Consider the following 23,003-nt stretch of genomic DNA (forward strand, 5'->3'; position numbering starts at 1 on the left):
TACCCAAATCTTCGATTTGTGGAAGGCTGCCGTGAAGATCCGGGAGCCGTTAGCACAGCGGTACTTGGCGACCGTCCGTCGCTGTACCTTTGCATATGAAATCTCTCCGGCAAGGAAAGCCGGTGATGAGAGAGAATATCAATTTATTGAATATAGAAATGGGTATAAAAATGGCATTATCATGCTATTCATGATATAACAGAACGCGTTCTGACAAAAGAATGATATATTTCAATATCTTTGCCAACGTATTGTATTATATAAATGTATTGTAATATGGAAAATTCATTTGCTCAGATCAGCGAATTGTTCGCTCAGTTTTCAGAGAATGCCAAACTTCAGATTGAAAAAGGCAATAAGGCAGCAGGAATGCGTGCCCGTAAAGCGTCACTTGAACTTGAAAAGCTTCTGAAACAGTTCAGAAAAGAATCACTGGAAGCCTCCAAATGATTCCTTTCGGAATACGTACATACCAGGTATCAAGTAAAAAGCCTCTGCGCTTCACAGCGGAGAGGCTTTTGGTTAATAATAGATTCTCTATGGCTAAAACAGTTCAACTTTCGTGTGTCTGTTGGCTTCGGTCGGCAGATGGTCGGCAATTCCACCTCTGCTGATTTTTGTGATCCTTTCTGCAGGAATGCCGCGCTGTTTCAGTTCCGAAACGATAAAGTCCGCTCTTGACTGGCTCAATGAATCATTGATGCCGGATGTCCCTGTAGAACTGTCCGCAGCCCCGGTAACTCTTACATGCAAGTCATATTTCTTTGCGACCCTTGCCAATTCATCCAGATTGAGTTTCTGTGAAACATCTGTCAGGCGGGCCGTGTTAAGAGTGAAAAAGAAATATACAGGAGCTCCGATACAGCTATCCGAGACATGATTCACAACCATGGGATTGTGCCCTTCAGCCGTTATGAATTTATTCGATACCAGGGAATCCGGATTCTGTTTGTCCTTGTTGTTATTGTTGTTATGAATGAATGCCGTATCGAGAGGAGATATTCCGTCCCAATGTCTGTGTTTCAGTCTTGCACGCAATGAGTTCAACCCACTATAATTGTTTACAGGATATCTTTGTTGTCCATTCTTCTCATCTTCCAGCAAGTGCCCGTAGGTATCAAGCAGACCTTCGATTTCCAGAATCTTCTTCAGTTCAGCAAGCGTTCGTTTGTCGCGGTCATGTTGTCCGGCATAGCGGCTGTTCTTCTCGGACAAGGCACGGGAATAATCGATGAGCTGTTCATTCCTGTGGATGTAATGCGTGACATCAGCAGCTCGTTTCCAACCTATTTTCCCGAGATGGAAGGTGAATCCGGCTGTCAGTGATACCATATGATCACCCAGGCGGTTTGTTCGGCCATAGCCATCAAATTTTTGTGAGGTTGTTGTCCCCGAGAACTCCAGTACTGCACTTACCCGTTTTGAAATCCGATATTGTCCCTGAATACCGTATGAGAAGGCGAAAGGAGAAGTCTTGTTGGAGGAATTGTGTATCAGTCCGACTCCGACAAATGGGGCAAGTCCCCAGCGTGTCTGCTCCTGTCCGGAATACCGATAACCAAGCAGGTTCCATAGCAGGTCTGCATGGACGCTATGGTAATTTTTCGTGGATAACCCGGCATCTTTGAATTGCAAACCGCTGTAATGTATGCGGGCGCCAACGGCAGGAGTAAACCATTTTCCGACGGCAAGGTTGTACGAGGGTTTCACACGTCCGAACAGATCTTCGCAGCCAAGAGGCGTTCCGAGAAAAGCGGTTGCACCTCCGGTGACACTGACAAACCAATTGCCACTCCCGGTTCTTGGCACTACCACACCGTCAAGATAGACCGGCTGGAGGGGTTGGAACAGTTCTGTGGCATCATGGAAGAACTCATGTTGTACAGTATCTCTTTCTGTATATCGTGAATTTGCCTGTACCTGCACGGAGCAGAGAACGGCAAAGATAAGAATGATTTGTTTTGTCATATTCAAATGATTTTTATTTGTTATAACTTTGATTATAATACATTTCTGCCATTTATCGTTTGGCTTTTTTGCCACTGGAAGGACGCATCATGCGACTTGCCATCTTCATGCACCGGAGAGCCCAGGCACGGTTGTCCTCGTCTTCATCACGTCCCCACTTGAGGTCATTTCCGCCACCTCCGCCGCCATGTGTTTCGGCAAATGTTGTGGCATCATCGACCATTCCAAGAAACAGCATTGTCGCACAGCGCATGACTTCCGTCCCCCGTTCCGCCACGGAACACAGGAGCGTGTCATCGAACTGTTGCCGTTCGGAAGGCTTCATCTGTGCCGACATTTCCCGCCACTCATTGACCATATTCTCCAACATGGCATCCTTGAGCAGACTGTCCACTTTGGAATGTACATCACGCGAGTATTTGTATGCTTCTTCCTTCAGTTCTTCTGTCCGCTCCTGAATGGCATCCATATTTTCCTTGAGCTCGGAAAGTTGTCGGTCAGCGGTCTGTAGCTTCTCCTGTTTGTCTGCCAATTTATTCTGGATAGCGGCCAGCTCATTTTCGAGCTTTTCTTTCTCGGCAGATAAAGTCTGTGCATCACCTTTCCGGGCTTCCATATCATTTTTGAGTGCCGACAATTGGGCTTCTTTTTCGGCCTGCTCCTTTTTCAAGTTTTCCACCATTGAAGTCAAGCCCTTGACCCTGCGCTCTGCCATCCGGATGTCCGAATGGAGAGAGGAAAGGACTTGCTGATGGCGGCTGATATTCTCTTCTATTGTAGAGCATTCCTCTGACAGCATACGACGGTATTCTTCTGTACTGCGATGCTTCTTTCCCGTTTCGGAAACACTTGAGCCTCTGGACATGCCCCATTTGCTATTGACTTCTGCATAAAAGTCCGTATGAAGCTGTTTCATGCGCCCGCTGAATTCATATTTGTCCTTACCGGCAAATATCTCCTTGTACGCAAACTTCCCATCTTTGATTGGCAGCAAAGTACAATGCACATGTGGATTCAACTCATCCAGATGTACAATGAATGCGGCAATATTCTGTTCACCATATCTGCCGCAGACAAATGAATAGACATCCTTTGCCCAACGTTCAATCTCACTCTTCCTTTTTATGTGTCTATTGTCCGCACCTTTTTCAAAATCGACTTCCTGCTTGCCAAATGCGAGTTCCTGCATCCGTGTGCGAGAGCCCCCAAAAATGATATTTACGACTGTACGGAATCTCGGTTCTTCCAAACCTTCATTGGGATCCTTTATGCCTCGTTTATGCAACAGTTCAGCCATTCGCTCAGGAATGCTCCGGCCTTTGTCGATAGGACGGATCTTACCTCCTGATACGACTTCAAAATTCAGGTGTTCACGTGTCGTGTCATAATTACCAAGGTCAGTAGCCCTTTTCCAACCTTTCTCTGTCCAATTGCGCATATGTTCATTACTCTGAGCCACTGTTATCCCTTTGGATACATGTACGTCAAGTACCTGTTTTGCATTTGCCATATTGTTTCCGTGTTGTTTTGTACAATCCATCATGTCCCAGCTTGCTGCTTGTTCGGACATGCCTCCCTGCGACGTTAGTCGGCAGGGGTATTAGGCTACCCACTCCCTCTGTTTCGTGGCATGTGGGCAAGCCCACTTGCCTCATAAAACTGGAAGGATGTCAGGACTGAGATAGGGATGGATTGTTCCTGGTTATACAATTCATTTTCGTTTCCCGGTTCAGTCCGACAATGTCTGGGCTTTTGCCGCAAGCGATAAAAAGGGAATACGGAACGATTTAAGGAGTTCTTTGTTCCTGTCCATATCAACACCTGCGCCGGATGTTTCGGGATTAAATACAAGCTCCGCAAGCTCTTTGGCGGTCTCGATAAACGCGCCCCATTCACCGCCGAGGTCAAGGGTGAAGAACTGCGACAGTTGTGAACTGTTATCGAATCTTGACTTACGCAACACACGCTGGAGAGCGGCATTGGCAATACACTCTAATATTGTTTCCCTTAGTTTTTCTTCCTGTCTGACGACTTCTGCCGATACCGTATCGGTGCCGTTGCCGGAAGCCTGAGAATTATCTTTACCGGCAATGGCGGCTAATGCCTGGCAAAGAGCCTGACCACATGAATGACCGGCATCCTCCGATGTCTTCTTGCCGATGACCCATTCGGACAATATACTGCCGATTCGTGTGGCAAAGTCCGGCTCATCCTGCTCAGTTCCGGCTGTTGCATTTTTTCCAGACTGCACGGTCATGGTGATAATGACGCTTTTATTAAGTTTTGTGCGTTCAAGTAGCCCGAAAGATTCCAGAGCATCCAGAAAGGTTCGGACAGTGGCACGATGCCAATGCCAGAATTCTGCAAGATCGGAGATTGTCACATGACATTGGTTGGGAAGAAGTTTTCGCTCCAATTTTCTTACAAATGGAGAAACAAAACCTGCCATTGATCTGTCCAGCAAGTCCCAATACGCTTCCGTCTTCGTTTTACGGTCTCCGGCTTTCTCCTTCAGGAAATCGAACACCTTGACATCTGCCAATATAAAGGTCGTATTCTCTTGACTATTTTCCATTTTACTTTGTTTTAATGATTATTACAGTGCGGAGTTTCTGAAATGCTGCCTTTGTCCGCTTCAAAGACACCATCGCGTGATGATTATCGTGTTTCTTTTCGGATATCGTTTCAGGATGCGTTGTCGTTCCTTCAGCCTTTTCTTCATCATCGCATTCGGCTGTGACCGGAGCAGAGGGATAGAACAGGGCTGCCAAAAGAATATAGTACGCAGTTACGGTAGTAGTGTACAGATACGGTTCAAAGCAGCTGACCAATGTTATAGCACTGATGCCGGCAAACAGACCCATGGAATCATGCAAACGGCTCAGACACCTGTCCGCCAGCTTGAACGAGAACATAGCGGCACAGATAACGGTTGATACCAGGATGCCGAATTCACCAGCATGTCCACTTGCATAGACATAGTGGAAAAGCAGTAGCAGGAACAGAATCACCCGTGTATAAAGTTTGCGGGCTCTGATGTTTTGTTTCATGGAAGCGTGAAACTTTGCCATAAACCGGTATGGCTTTTTGTACAATATCAATGACAGTACAAGAGGGGTCACGCAAAAGATGAGTTGCAATATTTTCAGTAACATAAGTAATATGGTTTTTCGGGTACGTGTATAGGTGTTGCTCTGAGTTCCAAGTGGACAATATCATAAGTTGCCAAGCGGATAATGGTTTCGGCATCCACGGCCGTGAGGTTCATTGCAGCTTTTTTGATTCGCTGCTTGAATGACCGGTCCTGTTTGCGATAGATAGCCAAAGCTTTGTTCAGTTCATGTTCAGGGATGGCCCATGTGGTACCTTCGAGGTATGTTCCGTTTGTCTTGAACGCCCGCAGGACCAAAGTTCGGGAGACAAGGTAGTCCGTCCTGTCACTTCTTGAGATGATATGTTCTTTATAGAGGTTGTCGTCTGCGACCTCTATCCATGTTCGGTGGGCATTGATCCAATAGACCATCTGCCTGTATAATGTATTTCTCATGATGATGTTGTTTTTATAAAAAGTCAATAAGTATGTCCTCCTTGTTCTTCTGGTATTTCAGCTTTCCGCTTTTAGAATGGAGTTGCAAGTCAAGGCAGAGATCCCCGTACATTTGTTCAAGTGAATCATATATGGTTACAAGGACGGTATGGACCTTGCCATCGGAATCAGTCTTAGCGTTCACCTTGAACATTTGGCCGAAAGATGGATTGGAGTAAGCGCATGTACTATGGCCGAACGGTTCGTCTTGCATAGGAATGTGATGATAAAGCACAATCAGTTCCATATCATCCTCCAGCATATCCATCACTTCTTCCAGGTCATAAGGATCATGCAATGGAAAAGTCAGCAGGACATAGTCCCCGTAAAACTGCGGCTCCTCCATAGTGGTTACATCGAGCAGCTGTGGCAACTGAAGGGGGACAAACGTCATAAAGTCTTTCAGAAAGTGTCGTAGCATATTCATTTGATTTTATGTTTATAGCGTGTGAATGTAAATCTCCATAAGCATTCCGGGTAATTCATCCAGGCGGTTGTCTCCCGAGTTCAAGATTCGGCACAAAGTCTCAAATATGGCCGGAGTCTGTACGGCAAACCGTTCAAGCTGTTCCTGGTCTTTGGAAGAAAGCATCGACAGGTGGAAACTGTCCATAGAAACGTATGGGCGCATAAGCATCCAGATATATGCGTAGGCTTGTGCTTTTGTTTGGACCTTTTGATTATGAATGTCATTGATGCAGGTTCCGGTATTAAGTATCAGTCTGCGATTGGTTCGCATGGCCAGGTAAACGAGGGCATCCTGGTGAGGTATCTCTTTACGTTCGGCGGCAAACAAAATCTGCAAACAGCATTTTTCCGTATCACGCGTTATATCGGAAATGTCTTCATCACCAATGCTGCACAGATATGGCAAGAACGCCCGAAAAATAGCATCCTCTTTTCCGATGAACTCTGTCATGTCATCTGTCCCGTGTATGCCATTTCGGAGAGTGTTGGCCAGCAAAGTACGATAATCCGAAATGATTTGCTTCCTGTCTCCCTTATGGATTGGGCGTTTATCTAATGACTCAAAGAATGGACGGATCTTTTCCACGGTCCGGATTAATCCATTGTCTTTGTCATTAGATGAAAGTTTTCTTTTCAATAGGAATAACTCCTGATAGGAACGTGGCCTTGACAAAGCCAGACGCGAGAACTCCAGGCGTAGGGAATCATGTATGCCTTCGCATGTCTTACGAAGGTCTTGACCATGGATCCCAACCGTGTCCTGCCGGACATGGTTAAAAACGGAATCTCTTATGGCTTGCCATTGGCAAAGGTTTTCTGACAGCTCTTCAAATGAAATAGATTTCATCTTCCTTACTTCGAGCAGATAATTTCTGTATGTACCGGCAGGATCGCTTTCGGACTGTTCAGTCAATCCGCCATTACATGATGTGAACATGCATACCGTGATTGAAGCGGCAGCTATCATGTGTAAAAAACTTGATGCTTTAAGGTTCGTTTTTTGAATTTTCATACTATATGTTTTCGTACTATTTCACGCAAAACTATATATAATTTTCTATACTTAATACCATTGGAACTGTATTTTGTGTATTTTTCAATATCGTACTTAATAGTATGATTATCAATGAAAACAAGTGAAAGGAAAAAGGACGAAAAAATAAATAGTTCGATTTTTATAATGGTTTGATTTGGCCACTCAAATAAAACTTGTATATTTGCACTTGTTATCATTTGTATTGGATATTGACATGGCAAAAGTTGGTTATATATTTAAGGCAAATTCGTATGATGAATATGATGCGGACAAGGAATGGATGTGCCAGTACGGTTGTGTACAAGTGATAGAGGAATCAGTCCAGCACGAGACGCTCAGACCTCGCTGGAAACAGCTCATGACAAATCTTGAGAGAGGGGACGAACTGGTTGTCTCGAAATTCAGTAACGCCGTGCGCGGTTTGAGGGAGTTGGCCGCATTGATAGAGTTATGCCGGATCAAAGTGGTCCGCATTATTTCCATCCATGACAAGATTGACTCCCGTGGTGAATTGTTTCCGGACACGACGGCGGCGGAGGTGCTGACCATGTTCGGATCTCTTCCGGAAGAAGTGGCTGTATTACGCAAGTCATCTGACCGGGTGATACGCCTGCAACAGAGTATCAGTGTACCGGTGAAGACGAGCAAAATGTTGAGCAAGACCGAGCGGGATAAAATAGCTGTGGACATGTACAACAACGGGTATTCAGTCAATGAAATCATGGCGCATTGCAATGTCAAGAGCAAAAGTACTGTGTACCAAATTTTAGGCAAGTACAATGTGGCACTCAGCAGGAAACCTGGCCGCGTACCTGGAAATAGGAAATAGGAAGTCAAGGCAACCGATGCCATATTAGTGACGGATTTGCCTGTCAGTTTAAGTATATTTAGGGAAGCCTCTGACCCTTATTGGAAATTTGTAACGCTAAATATAAAAAAGGATATGGGAGAAATTATAGTCGTAGTATTGGTACTTTATGTCTTTTGCAAAATCGTGAAGGGCATATTCGGCGGATTCAGCAAAAGCTGCTTCCGTCATGATAAATAATCATTGCTGCCAACTGTTCACGCAAGGGAACAGTAAAAAAGGAAAACTAAAAGAGGAAAACTGCGTCATGAATAGCATCCTCGTTATATCAATATAAGCCCCCCCAAAGGTTTTGCTTGACTTTTAGGGGGCTTGGTGTCATTTATTCATTTCCTTTTTGTATTCCAAAATCTTGTCCATTGTCAGCCACTGCGGCTTTTCTCCTTCCTTGAAGCTGTCGTGCAACTTTATCATTAAATCGATTTGCCGTTCTTCATCACCTGCCCACAGGCGTTTGGGGTCTCTGCCTCCGTAATCCAAATAATACTCACAATCTGACTGCATCCTGGCTAACAGCATATATCTGAACCGTGCGTCTCGTTGCAATATATCATCAGCCGTTGTCCTTCCTGCTGTGCTTGGCTTGTTATTCGTGTTCATACTCAATTTACATTAACTTGTTATACAATCAGTCCGTTACGTCATAATAATAGCTTAACTCTTCGTCCTTCAGATTCTCAACCGCATACTGGTCTGCCTGTCTCCAGAGTGCATCATACAACGCCGCCACATTCGGTTTCGTTTTATAGTGCTGCCATATCTTGTGATTCAATACCAACACCAATTCCGTAAGGTACTTGCAGTTGCCTTTCCACTCTTCAAAGGCACGGTTGAAAGTGTCCTGAATAGCCGATAACCCGAAAATGTCGGCCGCTGAAAAATCTTCCCAAAAAGTAGTCTGTACGTTATACCCGTTCTCTGCCATAAATGCTCTGAATGTCATATCATTAAAATTTTTAGTTGTTTTTATTTCCCTCTGATACATCCTGTATCGGAAGGTTGATTATTTTTCTGCCCACAAGATTGGCGGTCTGTCAGGCAAGGAGGATGCGAAAAATACTCTTTCCGACATGTCGGAAAGGAAGATTTTTCAGCAGCAAGCATAAGCGTTCCTTGACAGGACAAACAACCGGCAATCAAACTTTGCAGAAGAAATAACCGGGCTTTCGAAATAGGCGTGTAGGGAATTTCAGGCATTGCAATAAAAGGGGAAAACGTGAAATACAAAAGGCTATATTACGGAAGGCTTCGAGCAAAACAAAAGCGGCCCGAAAGCCGCTTTGTCAGGAAAACAGGGATTACTTCTTGCCCTTTTTCGCTTCTTTTGCCGGTTTCGAAGGAACTTCTTCCTCCTTCTCGACAGCCGGATAGAATTTGACTGCAACCGTCACGATGCGGTTGTGCTGCACTCCATCTTTGTCAGTCCATTCTTCAGGCTTGAAGTAGCCTTCTACGGTCAGCAGCGTACCTTTGGTAAGCTGGTCAAACGACCCGGAATTTTCATTCTTGCGCCACGCTTCAATGTTCATGAAAGCGGATATGCGCTTGGTTTCTTCGCCGATCTTCTCCTGGCGGGCAACAGCCAGAGGGAAACGTGCAACACTTGTGTTAGTGAATTGATAAACCTCGGCGTCTTTTGCGACATAACCGGTTACTGCGAAATTGTTCTCGTACTTTTTCATTTCGATTGCTTTTTGAAGTTAATAAATCAGTTTTACGGTGCATAAAAAGTAGGTGCAGTAAAGGGATGCACCAAGGATAACGTATAAATACTCTTTATTTTGGGGTTCTCCCAAACCGGAGGCTTGATAAAGGAAGATTTGTACTGTTACGCCATTGGTCAAGACCATGGGTCGCGCCCGGCTGCATACTAACTTTGCAACGAAAAACGATATGGCGACTTCAATAGAAAGCAGTCACGAAAAAGAAGAGGAAAAACAATTGGCAACTGGTTAAAGGAATAATAAAGACGGACGGTGCTGTCAATGGGCACGAATTGGTTTCAACTCTCGGCTGGCATAGGAAGAAGAGCTTCTGGCGAGAAACAGCACCATGTCTCATGATTTGAAGCGGCAAGGATGATATGCCGTACTGGCAGTAAGCGTATAAGCTGCGGCGTGGGAAAGGCCGTAAGACGAAGAATTGGCAAAGGGGTGCTGGCGTATCGGTGTTGCAGCCTTTATCCGGCAAGAGAAATGAGGGAAAAGAAGGCAAAATGAAAAAAGGGCTGAAGCCCGATTGGGAGACAAAGCGGAACGGGCGCGTTATGCGAGTTTCAGCTTCTATTTTATAAAGGGATATGGCGCAGCCAAAAGAGAATATAAATGGATAATCCGGCAAAAATCATTGTCCGGCCAATGGCCATCTGCGTCTCAATGAAGTTTTGGATATAAAAGGTTATTGCGGTAAATGAAGTTACGGGCTGGAACTGAATATTCAACTCCAGTCCGTATAGTACAGAGGCTCCATGTCAGAATTGGATCATCATGATGCGGTGTGGAAAGATTTTGTTTTTGTCGCTCGGTTTTCGTTTGCATATCCAAAGATGGTGTGCCCCATAGCCGAACGTGAAATACTCGTCAAGCCGGGTCTCTTTCTTTAGACTCTCCATGCTTGTGCGAAGTTCGTTTTCGTCTTTTGAAAAAAGAAGCGTGTTAATAATTCTGAAATATAGATTTGTCACTTCGCTGCAGTAAGGGCAAAAAGGGTGTTCAATCGTTACGTTCATAATTGTCTTCGTTTAGTGCATTAGTCATGATAGATTCTTCTTCCTGGTTGAAAATCTCAATAGTCGAGTAACCATCGTTTTCTTCGGGAAACAAAAGCTCGGAAGTATCACGCAAAGCCTCACTTCTTCCATGAGAAAGACGGCTGTCAATGATATTCGAAACATCTTTGCAACGCCAGGACCGGACGATTGCCTCTGCTTCCTCATAACTGTTGGCTTCCACAGTGAAATAGTCTCTTTCCCAACTTTTGACTTTACAGTCTTGATAAAATTCAAATTTTCCCATAAGCCATGTATTCTAACGTACTACTTCAACTATATCCTCAATCCTGCCATACAGTATTGAGCGTAATGCGGTTTTGTCTATGGCATAATATTCTTGGATATGCCCGTATTGTTTGACGAAATACCGCTTGAGAACATCGGAAAAATCAAAATGATAACCGCTCAAGGCAATCCCCCGTTTGAAATAGGTGCTTTCGCTCACGTTGCGAGTAATCCAATTCTTGTCTTCTCTATTGAGTTTGCCGCCATTATTCAGATGTTCCCGCAACTTATACACTCGGCTGCCTTGTAATGTTGCCAGCTCCGGAACATCCCATTGAACGAATTTTGTTGCTATCTGTGCCATATTGCTTAATCATGAATAATAATTTCATCTCGGAATACTGAAATCTCTTTGCCGCTTTCAAGGCGGACAACTATGGTAGTGCCATAGTCGTCCACAATTACACCTTCCGTGTAGCCTTTATAAGCCGTGGATAAAGTACAGGATAAACCTATAATATCGCTTTCGTTATCAAATGTTCTGTTGCTCATCACTATTATATTTTTATTTCCCACTTGCCTTGAGAGAAGATTCTAAAACTCACATATTCATTTTCAAATTCATAAGTTAGAATTTTAATATAGACTTTATCTTTTGCTTCCAGTGAGGCAACCAATTGGTCCATTTCTTTTTCTGGATATTCCCACCGGGAAGGAAATTCTGCATCAACAGAATTACCATACTTGTTTGCATAACAACTGAAATTGTCATCCAAGAAAGCCTCTATCTTATTGAGGTCATTTTGGTTTTCCGTACTTGCGTAGAAAATGTTTGTCGCATAATTTGCCATATAATTCTATTTTAAGTTTTCTTTTTTTCCCTCATGTAGCATTTACTACTTCAGGCTTGATTAATTATGTCGCTTCATAAGGTGTCATGGCTCTTTATGCAAGGTTTCACGACCAAATACTACCGCTGCAAAGCAAGGTGGAGATTTTGTTGTGAACCTCAAGGATACCTTGCATACAAGAAAGACATGACAAATACCTTTGCGGCACAATTCATCAAATAGCCCGAAGTCGAATGCTTATAGGGACAAATATTTACTCGTAAACTTATAAAGGAATATATTGCAGCGAAAAGAGAAAGGATGGAGTCAAAGGGAGTCCACTTTCTGCGGTCTAAAAAGGGAGTGGCAGAGTGAGCAAAAACAGTTTAGTTTAGTCCATTAGCCTATATATATGCTAAACTAAAGTAAACTAAAAATAGACAAATATTTGATTGCTTGGATGATTATTTTTAACTTTGCACATATTGATACCGATCATTGAAAACAATACTTTTCTCTTTTCGCTGCGAATTCCTGGATATATGAAAAAACATATATTGAATCAGGATGAGAAAGCATAGTAATAGCTTGGATTGGTGCTTTGATTGCAAGCAAGTGAAAGGAATGAAAAGTAATGCAAACAAAAAAACGAGGATTTACCTAAAAAACCATTTTTGTTCCTGATTTGTTTCTTGTTTCAGAAACAAAATTCATAAACTACTCATTTACAAATGGTTAAATAGTTGTATATTAAATTTATCAGGTTTCAGCACCACGCCCAGACTCTTCTTTCCGTCCATCTTGATCACGATCGGTTTATCGAAATGGACATGGCGGAGATATTCGGTTTCTTCCACCGCAGGCAAGGAGTTCAGATATTCTTCATCGAACCAGCCATCTCCCTTAAACGGATTGATCGTGAAATAGCCAACCCCGAACGACGTCAGATTCTGGAAGAAATGCGTTCCCTGGCTCGGATCGACACGATAGTTCTCCAGCCCGCATTCCACAATGACGCGGGCATTGCTGATATGCGGCCATTTCACCGGAATGCCCAACCAGGAATCGCTGCTGCCCCAACGGCCGGGACCGACCAGGACATAGTTCTTTTCCTCTGCGGTGAACCCGCGGTTCATCTTCTCGATGTCGTAAGCTATCAGTTGGTTGTTGGCAGAGTTGAAAGCACCGGTCTTCACATATATGATATCTTGCACATCCGTCACGATGCCATGTCCTAAGACGCTTGTCGACGAGAGTATCGTATCCTTTTGTTCGACGAGTGTCAAATCTTCTTCCATCACCTCTTTGTTGTCCACGATCGGGCGAATCTGCAAGAGATAGAATGTAGCCGTAGGACTGCCTCCCCTGCTCTGCTCTGTCTTCATGGGGTCGATATTTACCGCAAATTCAATTTCTATGGGACGCCCCATCTCTTCCTGCCCGACATGCAGAATCTGGTCGAGCGTATCGGCAAGCGGGAACACGTCATGCTGAAGAACGTTGACGAAAGATAAAATCTTGCGTCCGCCGGGATAGTAGCCGTCACGAATGATCTGGTCATAAGGATCGTAGGTCGAGACAATGAACTTCAACGAACCGTCTGCATCGGCATCTTTCAGGTTCAGACGAAGCAGGTTAAACGAATCGTCTACCGAGAATTGTTCCGCCAGGTTCTTCAGGTCGAGTGCATAATAACGGGTCTGCGTCTCACGCAAAGCAAAGTCCATCGTACTCATCTGCAGAATATTATGCGGATGGCGGGGAGAAAAGCGCAGTGTCTGCCCGCCGTCTACGATATACTTGCCAAGCCCCAGGGCGATATTGGCAATGCCGTCTTCCGCCTTTTCATTTCCAATCGGGTAGAAATTCAACGAACGCGCGACACCGGAAATCGTCGGATAGAAATGATCATTGTACCGGTTTCCTACCACCTCCTGTAAAACGATCGCCATCTTTTCTTGATCGATAAGATTCGATGTTGCTGTCATATAGGCCTTACTGTCACGATAAAACACAGAAGCATAGACCGCTTTGATCGCATCACTTAATGTACGGAGCATGTCGTATTTATCCTCCAGCTTGGGTACCATATAAGTAGAATAAATTCCGGCAAACGGTTGATAATGGGAATCTTCCAAAAGGCTGGACGACCGGACGGCAATCGGGCTTTTGACAACATCGAAAAACGCCATCAGGTCTTCAATCAGACGGGCGGGAAGGCTGGCACGCAGGAAATATTTCAAGATCGTCTCATCATCCACATCACTCAAAGCGACCGGATACAGTTCGTTTGTCTCCATAAACTCATCGAAGATATCCGTACAGATCACGACCGTCTTCGGAATGGTCACTGCAAAATGTTCGTGTTCCAACTTAGGATAACGCTTCACCATCGCTCCGATAAACGCAAGGCCTCTTCCTTTTCCTCCCAACGAACCGTCTCCGATACGGGCGAAGTTGCTGTACTCGTCAAAGCGTTCCTTCTGGTAGACCGCAACGACACCGGAATTCTTCATCCGCCGGTACTGTACGATCAGGTCGAAAATCAGCTTCCGCGCCTCATCCATATCCTTGTAGTCGCTCACGTCCACACGCTTCAACACCTCTGCCGGCGGAAACATGGCACGGGAATAGAAAAAGCGGGAGAAATGGTTACGGCTCAGATGGTAAACCAGAGAATCATCGGGTATCTGAAAGACTTTCTTTTGCAAATCCTTCAAGTCCTTGATGCGCATGATCTCTTCCTTCGTCTGGGGATTCAAGATGACGAAGTCGCCGAAACCGAAACGCTGCATGATCTTCTTCCGCAGATCCTGTGGGTAACTCTTGGAATTCTTGTCGATAAAAGAAGCTCCCAACTCTTTTGCGTACACCTTGTTGCTCGCCTCCGACGATTCCAGCACGAAAGGAATGATCAGGCCGGTCTTCCGCACATACTGCCCAAACTTATACCCGGCATAGGGATCTTTCACACCGTCGTGCATGAAGCTCATGTCCGAAATAATCCCTAACATATTATCGCGATACTGGTTAAAGATACGGACTGCCTCTTCATAGGTACGCGCCAGTTTGATTTTGGGACGTCCGCGCATACGCAACGTACGCTGATGGTCGTTCAAGGCCTCCTTCGCAAACATCTGGCTCTGTTCTAGCACGAACTTATACAAGTGTGGTAAGGCCGAAGAGTAAAAACGAATGGAATCTTCCACCAACAGGATTATCTGGACACCGACACTGGCCGTATCATCAGGCGCATTCATCTTGTCCTCGATCAGCTTGATGATGGCAAGCAGCAGCTCCGCATTATTAATAAATTTTTAATGTTCAAATATAGTAATTTCGGTTAGTTGGTGTATTTATTAATTTTTAAAAATAACATAATTTATATATTAACGCAATTACTCTGTCAGTCTGCATATGATAATTAATAAAGGTTCTTACACCCAAAGGGACAGATTCAAAATATGAGGACAACACAAAGAGTCATATTTCTCTTAAGTCGAAAGTGAATATGACTCTTTATATTTGCAGTCATATTTTATAGAAATTTTATCATTTCTTTCCCTCATTTGGCTACGATATGAGCAACCATATTTCCGTCAAATGCTAACCTGTGAGTTTGATCAGAACAGATGCCATAGTCCTCACCGATTTCGTCGTTCCATCCATTTTCTTCGATGGCCTTGTTCGCTTCCAATTCCCAATCTTCATGAGAATTGATAAAATCTCTAAGTTTCTCTAATGTATTCATGATTTTAAACTATTTGTGTTTGCCGGGAACCCGCCTGGCACGGTTTTGGTTATTCACGCCATTGGCATAAGCAAGAAACTCATTTCAGTTTCCTGTTCTTGTTTTTCGGGAATAAGGATGAATGGTTTCGTAGGGTCGTTGAATCTTATCACAACGGTGTCGTCATTGATCGTTTTCAATATATTCAAAAGATTATTACCGTTGAGATATACTGTTGTTTCCGGACCGTCGTAATTAACGGGCATGTTTTCAGTTGAAGAACACTGGAAATCCATATTCTCGCCACACATGATCAGCTCGTTTTTGCGGATCGTAATTGCCATTCTACTATACACGTTGCTAAATATCAGACACCGTTTAAGTACCGAAATCATCCCCTGTCTGTCCACGGTCATCTCACATGATGTGGATGGCGGCCAAATGCCTCTATAATTGGGATATTTCCCATCAATCAATCTGGCAGTAATGGTGTATCCATTCGAATCAAATTGCACATTTCTGCTGTCGAATTTTATTGTACAGATGTCATCAGATCCTTTTTTGGACAAGTTGGCTATGATACCTGCTGTTTTGGAACTGATAATAAATCCATTATCTGCTAATTCCTCATTTAGCTGGTGGCTAAACTGACTCAACACATGACCGTCTGTAGACACCATATCCAATCCGGTGTTGTTATGAACATTGAAATGGATTCCTCCCAGTACAGGACGAAGTTCCGCAGCTTTCATATCAACGAACTGGGTAAGCAGTGAACAAGCATGGGTGATTACAGATGCGGATAATATGATTTCCTCTGTTTCTTCACTCAAGTTGGGTAGTGACGGATAATCACGCATTTCCGGATGCAGAGGAATAGAGAACTTGCCTTGTGGATAATATATCACGAATTCTGAATCCAACAGATCCAAAGTAAGCTGGCAATCCAGGAGTTCTTTCAACCCATTCAGAAGCTGCCATGATGAAAGGTAGAATATGTAGCAATTATCCTGAGGCTCATCTAAAGGGAGCGTTGTCTGGATGAATATCTCGGAATCCGATCCGGTTACTTCCAACTCGTCCTTTGACAATTTCAACATAAAATATCCCAATGCCGGAGACACGTTCCGGTTTGAGACCACTCTACCCACGGACTGTAGTCCGTCATAGAACCTTTTTGCGTTTATCTTTATTTTCATGCCTTAAATATTATCTAATGCAAAGATAATCAATTGTTTCCCGTTCTCACAAGTAATTAGCAAATATACAGATCCGGTCCATGGAATCTACATCTTCATTTAAGCGTGCCCCATATACGATAATCGCAATTAGCAGACCAGGGTGGGGCTGCGTATGCAATCAGTGGAGGGTAGGATAGGGCCGGGGACATGGCAGCCCCGGCATATCGTTTAGTCGCAAAATGTGTATTTCGCAATATAGCGTGGATATGCAAGAATATGCTTATTAGTCCCAATACCGAAATGACACTCTTCAAGCACCTCTATCAGTTCCAAAAGCCCCATGTGGCTCAATATTTTCTGTATTTTCTCTTTACTGACCTGTACACAGTTTGGTTCCACGAAGAATGTGTGATTGTGAGAGTCCTTTATCTTTGCCATATATTCAACTGACTCTGTCTCTTCCGGATTGTCGGGTAGTGCCACTATATTAATTAGAGTAGCATCCGTTGTCGCCTGTTCCCCTGTCACGTTACAGGGAACGGAAAGATTGAAATCCAGAGTCGAACCGATCCACTTGTCGGGAGTATAGATTTCACCGGATTCATCTAACATGCTGATGACGGCATCCCGTACCTTATCTTTCAGCTCGGATGGCATATCAATTAGTGTCAACATATTACGGCTGGTCAGTTGACCTTCTGCATAGTCACGGCTACAGAATTGGATGCCTTTCTCTAAGGAAAAGTCAATGTAGTTTTCCCAGTACCGGTTTTCTTTGCGATTGCCGGTCGTGGAAATGTTGAATTCTGTACTGTACGTGAATGAAGTATTACTATTTTTCATAATGTTTTGGTTAAGAGTGATTTATATTTACTTGCAAAGGTAACTATTAAAAATCGAGTAACCAACCAATTATCCGAATTTTGAATGCCAAAATAGAAATATAAGTTGGGGCTATGCTGCTTCCTGCTCTTTCTCCTGTTCGACCTGCCATCCCCATTTGTACTCTTTCAGGTCGATTTTCTCGTTGCCTCTGGTATATTTGGCAATTAGTTCGATAAAATGAAACAAATGGCGGTTGTATGGCGCATAATTCCAGTGTCCGAAGTGGCTTTCATCAAGAATATCCACTAGTTCTTTAAGCGTCATCCGGTTCAGAAGGGCTGATATTGTGTCTTTGTCTACCTGCACGCAGTTAGGTGACACATAATATTTCAGACCGTCTGAGCCTACAATGAATGCTTTATAAATCTCTCTGTTGTATCTGTCATGCTTGGATGCGATATTGATAAGGGTGGCATCGCCTCTGAATTTACGGCTCCGTACAATCTTGCATGGCAGACCTAAGTTGTAGCATGTAGATGATCCGATCCACATGGATGCTTCGAACACCTTTCCGATTTGCATCAGGATTGTGATAACAGATGCACGGATATGATCAACCATATCAGCCGGAATATCTTTGAACGGTCGGATGTCAGCACGATTAACCGGAACACCATAGGTGTAGTCATGGCTGTCATACACAACTCCTTTCTCGGTAGAGTAGTCGATGTAGTCATCCCAGTCATGATCATGGTCGCCGTGACCTACAGTTGAAAGATTATATACCATGTCGTTCGGAAGAGAAGTAGCTGCTGCCATATCTAAAAGGATTAAGGGTTAAATACTTGATTTCGATACACAAAAATACCCATTATCAACGAGATAGAAAAGATACTTAATCAGTATATATCCGGCAGGGTGGGTCCCGACTTTGCCAATGAAGCGGATAAGACTAGCTGTTGGTATAAAGGAGGAAGCCGTGTATCGGTTTCCGTGGGAAAAGATAATAAAAAAACGCCACGTCAGGCGGTTCCCTCAATCTTAGTCGCAATCAATATATGCATGAAACGGTACCATTTATAATAGTGCAGTATGGCGACCGTAATCACCAAGTGCACTTCAATCTATGGTTATGCAAACTTATATAAGAATTGGAATTTATAAGCGTATCTAATAAAAAATAAACTCACGTCATTTTATATATAGAGGAAATATACTCATTTCCCTTATAACTGTCAAAAGATGATTTGATTATTTTTCTTGTATTTCAAATAAATACGGAAAGCTCATATTTTTTGATGTGTTTTTCATTATATTCCTTGCTATTTTAAAAATATAAAATTACAATAATCTAATAATACAGGTAACTAATTGTCCAAACATATAATTACCTAAAACTATAAAATATCAAAACTCTGAATTCATGGAACTGATTATTCATTTAGAGTAAAAAAGGATAGATGATCCGGAACCCTAATCGATTCATCTATCCTCTTAGAAAATGCATATGTGAGAGAGGGTTGTTATTGTACCTTACTATGCTTCTATTTGTTCTATGATTGGAGTTTGTTGTATTCATCCATGTTTCTTTGGTTGCTCTCGACAAGCAACCTTGCCTGTTCATCCCGTTCTTCCAGTAGCAATGACAATAGCTCCATTCCTCTATCAGAACTGTTGGCATAGTCTTGTTGTCTGGACGGTTCATGCAAGAGTGAACCATAGCACAACTGTTCCTTTGGGTCAATCATGATTATTATGACCTCTTTTGAACTTTTCTCATATAATATGGATGTAATCATGGAATCAACCAGTATCGTTTCCCCTGTGTTTGCCTTTCCATAGATTATCTTTACAGGTCGTTTGTGGAGCTCAAACAGGCAGACGCTGTCATCATCACCCTTCCCCAGAACAATTGGCAAATCATAGTGTGATAGCTGAAACTCTTCAGGGGAAAGAAGTGATCTCAGAGAGATAAACTTTCTTTTTTATGTCTTTGAGAGTGTCCAAAGAGAAATTTGGCTCAAGTCCTGCGTACTCCGTTTCCGATACTTGTCCGTCATGATTAGGGGAGTCTTTCCCTAAGCTTTCATCACTTGTGTCTACTATATCACCGCTTAAACCCGTTATGAATCTCTTGAATAAATCATTTATAATCTTTATCATATGCCGTTTACTTGTTGTGTTACTTTAATTCAATTGGTTTTCAGACTCAGCCCACGTGCAATAGCAGTTCTTCCGGCTTGATGTCTGCTTCTACTATTGGTTTGGGATTATTGCCGAGGTGTTGGTGTCCGATATGATATTTCCCGCATTTGGGACAGACGTAGATTCCCCAATTGACTTTATCCCATGGTTGGTCCTTTTTTACTTTTTTGACGGCCATAACCGCTTCGTTGTATGAGTCATAACCAACCTTCTTTTTGAACACTATTTTTCCGGTAACCGGATCATACTTTTTTTTCCAGTGGCTTGAGTGTTCCCTTTTCTGGTATTTGATATCGTCTATTTGGCCGATATTGAACAGTTGGAATGAAGTGGCGCGGGACATCAGATGACGGTCCATGTTCCCGTTCTGCCGGAAGTCCTCTCTGTGCTGACGGAAATATGCCTGACACATCCGCTTCTCGACGATCCGGCGTATCTTGCGTGCGCTTTGGCTGTCCTCGATGGTTACGTCCAGATTCCGTAACGGAGTGCCGTTTTTAAACTTTATCCGTTCGTTGAACAGGACTCTTGTCTCTTACTTGAAACGTTTGTGCTGTCCTATGTCGTTTCTCTTCTTCCATTTATCCGCTATCTTGTTCAGCAGTGAGTTGATGGTAGAACGGAAGTGTGCGTTCTTGGAAGGATCATTCCCAAGGGCCAAACTTCTGCAGACGGACAGCCGGCTAGTTAGTTCAGTCTTGCGTGTTCAGTTCTTCCTGATGTATCTGTCTATGATATCCATTTCGGTCTCCAGGTTATACCGGTCCAGTTTTCCGTACTTTGACAAAGAGTGTTCCCAACGTTTCAATACAATAATGACTTCTGATTTCATGATTCCTGATTTTACAGTTCGACAATTCTGTTTTACTCTCTATACCAGATCACCGAAAAAGTAAACAGTAATGGGGATCTTTTTTTGTGTGTTTACCTTTTTGGCAATCCGGTATATAGATCCGAAATCAATTTTAATCAGTAGTTATATGAGTTTGTTTAAAAAGTTATTTACAGAAAAGATGTTCTTCATTGTTGTAGGAACCTGTGTTTGTGTGTTGGTTGTCTTTTTTACTCTGGGTATCATAGAGGGAGTTGTCATTGAATCCAATGGCGAGACAAGGTGGGCAGCCTGGAGAAACCGGTTAGAGGAAGTCAACCAAGTCTTGAATAAAGAGAAAGTTGTGTTGTATACCGATACTGTCCAAGGCGAGATGTTTGGATTCAAGGATTTGATGGTCATCCCTGTTTTGGAGCTGACGAGAGACTCAACGGGTGAGCACCGCAAGATGCTTAACTTCCAAATGTATGATGCTGCCCGTGGCATTCAATGCTTGCTGTTCCAGGAACATAGGCATATCTTTGACTCTAGGATGGTGAAAGTGAAGGATGCCGTTTTATGGATTATGGAATCAGACACGGTTGTCTATCTTTATGACAGCAGAGAGTCACATTACATCGCCTCCAATAAGAATCCAAGATACAGGTTGCTTTATCCTTTTTCTAAAAGTGATCTTCTCAAGGATGACGTCGCTGATCCGGATGAAGTTACACCTAAAGAGCAAAAATCTCCTGTGACTTTGCCTGACGTATATTGTGATGACAATGTGTACCCGTCCTTTTCTGTTGTCAATGGCCATTTGATCATCTCGGCAGAGTATGTCCGTTATCAAGGCAGAATGCATTGGGCTTATGACCTGCAATCCAGAAGAATCATAGCTTTTCCATTGCAGCAAAACACCGGGAACTGAGTTAGTGGATATCTGATGTAAATAATCTTGGGGCTGTGTCAAAACTAAAATGACTACTCCTCAAAGTTACAGATTATAACTATAATATTTAAAAGGGTCGTATCAAACTCTGTATTGAGTAATGATACGGCCCTTTCTTTAGTCTTTCAAGATGCTCAAATTTCAAATTATAAGTTCATATTTTCAAAAAATGAGTTTTGACACACCTTCGTGAAATATGGTATGTCATTGGGAATGCTATTTGAAAGCTGATGCTCTGGCTTTGATAAATAGTCTGCCGTATAGATATCTCATTTTTACTCGCATGTTGTCGATGACCTCCGGATCCGTTATTTGTTCATTTAAGTCGGATGCGTTGAGTACTGCCATCAGCCTGGACAGCTCAATATAGTCCGGATCCGTCTCATAATGATTAATATACTCATAGACGAACTGGATGACGGGATCTGGCATGTATGCTTGTTCCTCCGGCTTCAGTGTCCATTCAGTGTGTGAGACTCTATCAGATACGATAACCGGTGATACAGAGATACAGGTGAACAGCTTGCCGAAGCGCTCTTCACCCAGGTAAACTTTGTCGCCTATACGTAAATCGGATGCCGGTACGGGAATAAGGAAATCTGTATTTATCATAATCTTTCGGTTTTTCAGTTTTTGTATAAAAGTACTAAATACTTTGCAATCATGGCCATAACCTCTTCATAGAAGCCGAATAATTACAAATAAATAACATTCATGAAAACAATTGTATGTTTCTCGAATCTCGTTATTCGTGAATAGGCACCGCCTATCGGCATCAAGCCAAACTACACAGTCCCCTTCAATCAGAAAAGACCTGTCACAGAAAAATGACTAGATGTAACAACAATAACAACAGCAGCAGGAACATGTGTCTGATCTATTTCACGGGTATCGTGAATTGATTGCAAATCAATTGGCTTGCCAAATATCTCTGAATAATGATGATGTGTTATGAAACACTATAAACAGCCAGAGTGTAAACGCAACCCATTTCTCGGTGACGTGAATTGATTGTAAAATCAATTGGCCCAGCCAAATACCCCAAAAATACCTGCCAAATCCACAAACCGATAGCAATACCAACCAACATACAGCCAGCTGGACATGCCCAGATAAACGCAAACCCAACCAAAATCATGCTCAACCTCACAAAAAACGCGCATCCACAATCCCAAGCCGCCCCAATGTCATATTCTCTAACACATCCAACCATCCCAACGGTTCGGCAATCCTTGACTCATGATCCCCCTTCAATTCCATTCCGATGTCCTGATGCAATGTGATTTCCTTATGATATGGCTTCCGGTCCTATTCAAAGGCATATATTTATTCCATTATAAAGAAATGGCTGTATGTTCCGACCCTATACTTTGGGTAAAGTAGGAGGAGATTGTTTTCGACGGTGTCAGTCGGAGGTAGATGATATGTCGGGATACAAGTGAACTACCGTTAAACTAACTATTTAGCGGCTTCGGAGAAACCAATACCTCCTTTCTTTTCCTGCTTCTTCCTGCCATTGCTTTTTAGGACACGAGGTCGGTCATCCAC

At 43.2% G+C, this 23,003-nt stretch carries 26 protein-coding genes and 1 pseudogene; 3 read left to right on the top strand and 24 right to left on the bottom strand.

What is annotated here, in order from left to right; genetic code table 11:
- Positions 1-276 precede the first annotated feature (276 nt).
- On the top strand, positions 277-450 hold the full coding sequence (locus tag KTG12_RS16900; protein ID WP_005807207.1) for a histone H1: 174 nt from the start codon (positions 277-279) through the stop codon (positions 448-450).
- Between the two features lie 93 nt (positions 451-543).
- On the opposite strand, the gene KTG12_RS16905 is transcribed toward KTG12_RS16900, so the two are convergent.
- The 7 genes from KTG12_RS16905 to KTG12_RS16935 form a co-directional block, all read right to left on the bottom strand.
- The gene (locus KTG12_RS16905) at positions 544-1,968 is read right to left on the bottom strand and encodes an OmpA family protein (protein WP_005807208.1); all 1,425 of its coding nucleotides are present in this window, start codon (positions 1,966-1,968) and stop codon (positions 544-546) included.
- Between the two features lie 52 nt (positions 1,969-2,020).
- On the bottom strand, positions 2,021-3,478 hold the full coding sequence (mobV, locus tag KTG12_RS16910) for a MobV family relaxase (protein ID WP_005815987.1): 1,458 nt from the start codon (positions 3,476-3,478) through the stop codon (positions 2,021-2,023).
- Positions 3,479-3,697: 219 nt separating this feature from the next.
- Entirely contained in the window at positions 3,698-4,543 is an 846-nt protein-coding gene (locus tag KTG12_RS16915; RefSeq protein ID WP_005815985.1) for a hypothetical protein, read from the bottom strand.
- Between the two features lies 1 nt (position 4,544).
- Positions 4,545-5,039, bottom strand: coding sequence for a hypothetical protein (locus KTG12_RS16920; protein WP_225678910.1), 495 nt, complete (start codon positions 5,037-5,039; stop codon positions 4,545-4,547).
- A gap of 74 nt (positions 5,040-5,113) precedes the next feature.
- Entirely contained in the window at positions 5,114-5,515 is a 402-nt protein-coding gene (locus KTG12_RS16925; RefSeq protein ID WP_005807212.1) for a hypothetical protein, read from the bottom strand.
- Between the two features lie 13 nt (positions 5,516-5,528).
- Entirely contained in the window at positions 5,529-5,975 is a 447-nt protein-coding gene (locus KTG12_RS16930) for a hypothetical protein (protein WP_005815981.1), read from the bottom strand.
- Between the two features lie 18 nt (positions 5,976-5,993).
- Positions 5,994-7,034, bottom strand: coding sequence for a hypothetical protein (locus KTG12_RS16935; protein WP_005807214.1), 1,041 nt, complete (start codon positions 7,032-7,034; stop codon positions 5,994-5,996).
- Between the two features lie 238 nt (positions 7,035-7,272).
- Between KTG12_RS16935 and KTG12_RS16940 the strand changes: the two genes are divergently transcribed.
- Positions 7,273-7,887 (top strand): recombinase family protein, encoded by a 615-nt coding sequence (locus tag KTG12_RS16940; protein WP_008781633.1) that lies wholly within the window; start codon positions 7,273-7,275, stop codon positions 7,885-7,887.
- A 357-nt stretch (positions 7,888-8,244) separates the two neighbouring features.
- Here the strand turns inward: KTG12_RS16940 and KTG12_RS16945 are convergent, their stop codons facing one another.
- From KTG12_RS16945 to KTG12_RS22110, 16 genes and pseudogenes are all read right to left on the bottom strand, one after another.
- Positions 8,245-8,526 carry an LPD11 domain-containing protein gene (locus KTG12_RS16945; RefSeq protein WP_005807216.1) on the bottom strand — a complete coding sequence of 94 codons (282 nt, stop codon included), beginning with the start codon at positions 8,524-8,526 and terminating at the stop codon, positions 8,245-8,247.
- A 28-nt stretch (positions 8,527-8,554) separates the two neighbouring features.
- A complete protein-coding gene (locus KTG12_RS16950; protein ID WP_005807217.1) occupies positions 8,555-8,869 on the bottom strand; it encodes a hypothetical protein in 315 nt (104 codons plus the stop codon).
- Between the two features lie 355 nt (positions 8,870-9,224).
- Positions 9,225-9,608, bottom strand: a complete 384-nt coding sequence (locus KTG12_RS16955) for a single-stranded DNA-binding protein (protein ID WP_005807219.1) — start codon at positions 9,606-9,608, stop codon at positions 9,225-9,227.
- Positions 9,609-10,396: 788 nt separating this feature from the next.
- Positions 10,397-10,654 carry a hypothetical protein gene (locus tag KTG12_RS16960; protein WP_005807221.1) on the bottom strand — a complete coding sequence of 86 codons (258 nt, stop codon included), beginning with the start codon at positions 10,652-10,654 and terminating at the stop codon, positions 10,397-10,399.
- On the bottom strand, positions 10,638-10,940 hold the full coding sequence (locus tag KTG12_RS16965) for a hypothetical protein (RefSeq protein ID WP_005807223.1): 303 nt from the start codon (positions 10,938-10,940) through the stop codon (positions 10,638-10,640). The genes KTG12_RS16960 and KTG12_RS16965 overlap by 17 nt, the downstream gene beginning before the upstream one ends.
- A 12-nt stretch (positions 10,941-10,952) precedes the next feature.
- Positions 10,953-11,285 carry a hypothetical protein gene (locus KTG12_RS16970; RefSeq protein ID WP_005807225.1) on the bottom strand — a complete coding sequence of 111 codons (333 nt, stop codon included), beginning with the start codon at positions 11,283-11,285 and terminating at the stop codon, positions 10,953-10,955.
- A gap of 5 nt (positions 11,286-11,290) precedes the next feature.
- Positions 11,291-11,473 carry a hypothetical protein gene (locus KTG12_RS16975; RefSeq protein ID WP_005807227.1) on the bottom strand — a complete coding sequence of 61 codons (183 nt, stop codon included), beginning with the start codon at positions 11,471-11,473 and terminating at the stop codon, positions 11,291-11,293.
- Between the two features lie 5 nt (positions 11,474-11,478).
- Positions 11,479-11,772: a hypothetical protein gene (locus tag KTG12_RS16980; RefSeq protein WP_005807229.1), complete on the bottom strand. Its 294-nt coding sequence runs from the start codon at positions 11,770-11,772 to the stop codon at positions 11,479-11,481.
- A 704-nt stretch (positions 11,773-12,476) separates the two neighbouring features.
- Positions 12,477-15,065: pseudogene (locus tag KTG12_RS16985) on the bottom strand (PEP/pyruvate-binding domain-containing protein); the annotation flags it as partial.
- Positions 15,066-15,316: 251 nt separating this feature from the next.
- The gene (locus tag KTG12_RS16990; RefSeq protein WP_075967688.1) at positions 15,317-15,502 is read right to left on the bottom strand and encodes a hypothetical protein; all 186 of its coding nucleotides are present in this window, start codon (positions 15,500-15,502) and stop codon (positions 15,317-15,319) included.
- 53 nt (positions 15,503-15,555) lie between these two features.
- Positions 15,556-16,680, bottom strand: coding sequence for a DNA polymerase III subunit beta (dnaN, locus tag KTG12_RS16995; protein ID WP_075967689.1), 1,125 nt, complete (start codon positions 16,678-16,680; stop codon positions 15,556-15,558).
- 210 nt (positions 16,681-16,890) lie between these two features.
- Positions 16,891-17,505 (bottom strand): hypothetical protein, encoded by a 615-nt coding sequence (locus KTG12_RS17000; protein ID WP_075967690.1) that lies wholly within the window; start codon positions 17,503-17,505, stop codon positions 16,891-16,893.
- A gap of 111 nt (positions 17,506-17,616) precedes the next feature.
- Complete coding sequence (locus tag KTG12_RS17005) at positions 17,617-18,306, bottom strand: hypothetical protein (protein WP_075967691.1); 690 nt, start codon at positions 18,304-18,306, stop codon at positions 17,617-17,619.
- 734 nt (positions 18,307-19,040) lie between these two features.
- On the bottom strand, positions 19,041-19,460 hold the full coding sequence (locus KTG12_RS17010; RefSeq protein ID WP_081415508.1) for an FtsK/SpoIIIE domain-containing protein: 420 nt from the start codon (positions 19,458-19,460) through the stop codon (positions 19,041-19,043).
- Positions 19,461-19,696: 236 nt separating this feature from the next.
- The gene (locus KTG12_RS17015) at positions 19,697-20,104 is read right to left on the bottom strand and encodes a hypothetical protein (protein WP_122339046.1); all 408 of its coding nucleotides are present in this window, start codon (positions 20,102-20,104) and stop codon (positions 19,697-19,699) included.
- Positions 20,105-20,398: 294 nt separating this feature from the next.
- Positions 20,399-20,524 (bottom strand): hypothetical protein, encoded by a 126-nt coding sequence (locus KTG12_RS22110; protein WP_256304916.1) that lies wholly within the window; start codon positions 20,522-20,524, stop codon positions 20,399-20,401.
- 148 nt (positions 20,525-20,672) lie between these two features.
- Here KTG12_RS22110 and KTG12_RS17020 point away from each other — a divergent pair, with 148 nt between their 5' ends.
- Entirely contained in the window at positions 20,673-21,434 is a 762-nt protein-coding gene (locus tag KTG12_RS17020) for a hypothetical protein (RefSeq protein ID WP_139322631.1), read from the top strand.
- 237 nt (positions 21,435-21,671) lie between these two features.
- Here the strand turns inward: KTG12_RS17020 and KTG12_RS17025 are convergent, their stop codons facing one another.
- The gene (locus tag KTG12_RS17025; protein ID WP_075967696.1) at positions 21,672-22,067 is read right to left on the bottom strand and encodes a hypothetical protein; all 396 of its coding nucleotides are present in this window, start codon (positions 22,065-22,067) and stop codon (positions 21,672-21,674) included.
- Positions 22,068-23,003 lie beyond the last annotated feature (936 nt).

Source organism: Parabacteroides sp. MSK.9.14 (assembly GCF_019041495.1).
GTDB lineage: Bacteria > Bacteroidota > Bacteroidia > Bacteroidales > Tannerellaceae > Parabacteroides > Parabacteroides merdae.

Coding starts and splice junctions, on each gene's coding strand:
- KTG12_RS16900 (WP_005807207.1), top strand. CDS start 277: ATGGAAAATTCATTTGCTCAGATCAGCGAATTGTTCGCTCAGTTTTCA.
- KTG12_RS16905 (WP_005807208.1), bottom strand. CDS start 1,968: ATGACAAAACAAATCATTCTTATCTTTGCCGTTCTCTGCTCCGTGCAG.
- mobV (WP_005815987.1), bottom strand. CDS start 3,478: ATGGCAAATGCAAAACAGGTACTTGACGTACATGTATCCAAAGGGATA.
- KTG12_RS16915 (WP_005815985.1), bottom strand. CDS start 4,543: ATGGAAAATAGTCAAGAGAATACGACCTTTATATTGGCAGATGTCAAG.
- KTG12_RS16920 (WP_225678910.1), bottom strand. CDS start 5,039: ATGGCAAAGTTTCACGCTTCCATGAAACAAAACATCAGAGCCCGCAAA.
- KTG12_RS16925 (WP_005807212.1), bottom strand. CDS start 5,515: ATGAGAAATACATTATACAGGCAGATGGTCTATTGGATCAATGCCCAC.
- KTG12_RS16930 (WP_005815981.1), bottom strand. CDS start 5,975: ATGCTACGACACTTTCTGAAAGACTTTATGACGTTTGTCCCCCTTCAG.
- KTG12_RS16935 (WP_005807214.1), bottom strand. CDS start 7,034: ATGAAAATTCAAAAAACGAACCTTAAAGCATCAAGTTTTTTACACATG.
- KTG12_RS16940 (WP_008781633.1), top strand. CDS start 7,273: ATGGCAAAAGTTGGTTATATATTTAAGGCAAATTCGTATGATGAATAT.
- KTG12_RS16945 (WP_005807216.1), bottom strand. CDS start 8,526: ATGAACACGAATAACAAGCCAAGCACAGCAGGAAGGACAACGGCTGAT.
- KTG12_RS16950 (WP_005807217.1), bottom strand. CDS start 8,869: ATGACATTCAGAGCATTTATGGCAGAGAACGGGTATAACGTACAGACT.
- KTG12_RS16955 (WP_005807219.1), bottom strand. CDS start 9,608: ATGAAAAAGTACGAGAACAATTTCGCAGTAACCGGTTATGTCGCAAAA.
- KTG12_RS16960 (WP_005807221.1), bottom strand. CDS start 10,654: ATGAACGTAACGATTGAACACCCTTTTTGCCCTTACTGCAGCGAAGTG.
- KTG12_RS16965 (WP_005807223.1), bottom strand. CDS start 10,940: ATGGGAAAATTTGAATTTTATCAAGACTGTAAAGTCAAAAGTTGGGAA.
- KTG12_RS16970 (WP_005807225.1), bottom strand. CDS start 11,285: ATGGCACAGATAGCAACAAAATTCGTTCAATGGGATGTTCCGGAGCTG.
- KTG12_RS16975 (WP_005807227.1), bottom strand. CDS start 11,473: ATGAGCAACAGAACATTTGATAACGAAAGCGATATTATAGGTTTATCC.
- KTG12_RS16980 (WP_005807229.1), bottom strand. CDS start 11,772: ATGGCAAATTATGCGACAAACATTTTCTACGCAAGTACGGAAAACCAA.
- KTG12_RS16990 (WP_075967688.1), bottom strand. CDS start 15,502: ATGAATACATTAGAGAAACTTAGAGATTTTATCAATTCTCATGAAGAT.
- dnaN (WP_075967689.1), bottom strand. CDS start 16,680: ATGAAAATAAAGATAAACGCAAAAAGGTTCTATGACGGACTACAGTCC.
- KTG12_RS17000 (WP_075967690.1), bottom strand. CDS start 17,505: ATGAAAAATAGTAATACTTCATTCACGTACAGTACAGAATTCAACATT.
- KTG12_RS17005 (WP_075967691.1), bottom strand. CDS start 18,306: ATGGCAGCAGCTACTTCTCTTCCGAACGACATGGTATATAATCTTTCA.
- KTG12_RS17015 (WP_122339046.1), bottom strand. CDS start 20,104: ATGTGTCAGGCATATTTCCGTCAGCACAGAGAGGACTTCCGGCAGAAC.
- KTG12_RS22110 (WP_256304916.1), bottom strand. CDS start 20,524: ATGAAATCAGAAGTCATTATTGTATTGAAACGTTGGGAACACTCTTTG.
- KTG12_RS17020 (WP_139322631.1), top strand. CDS start 20,673: ATGAGTTTGTTTAAAAAGTTATTTACAGAAAAGATGTTCTTCATTGTT.
- KTG12_RS17025 (WP_075967696.1), bottom strand. CDS start 22,067: ATGATAAATACAGATTTCCTTATTCCCGTACCGGCATCCGATTTACGT.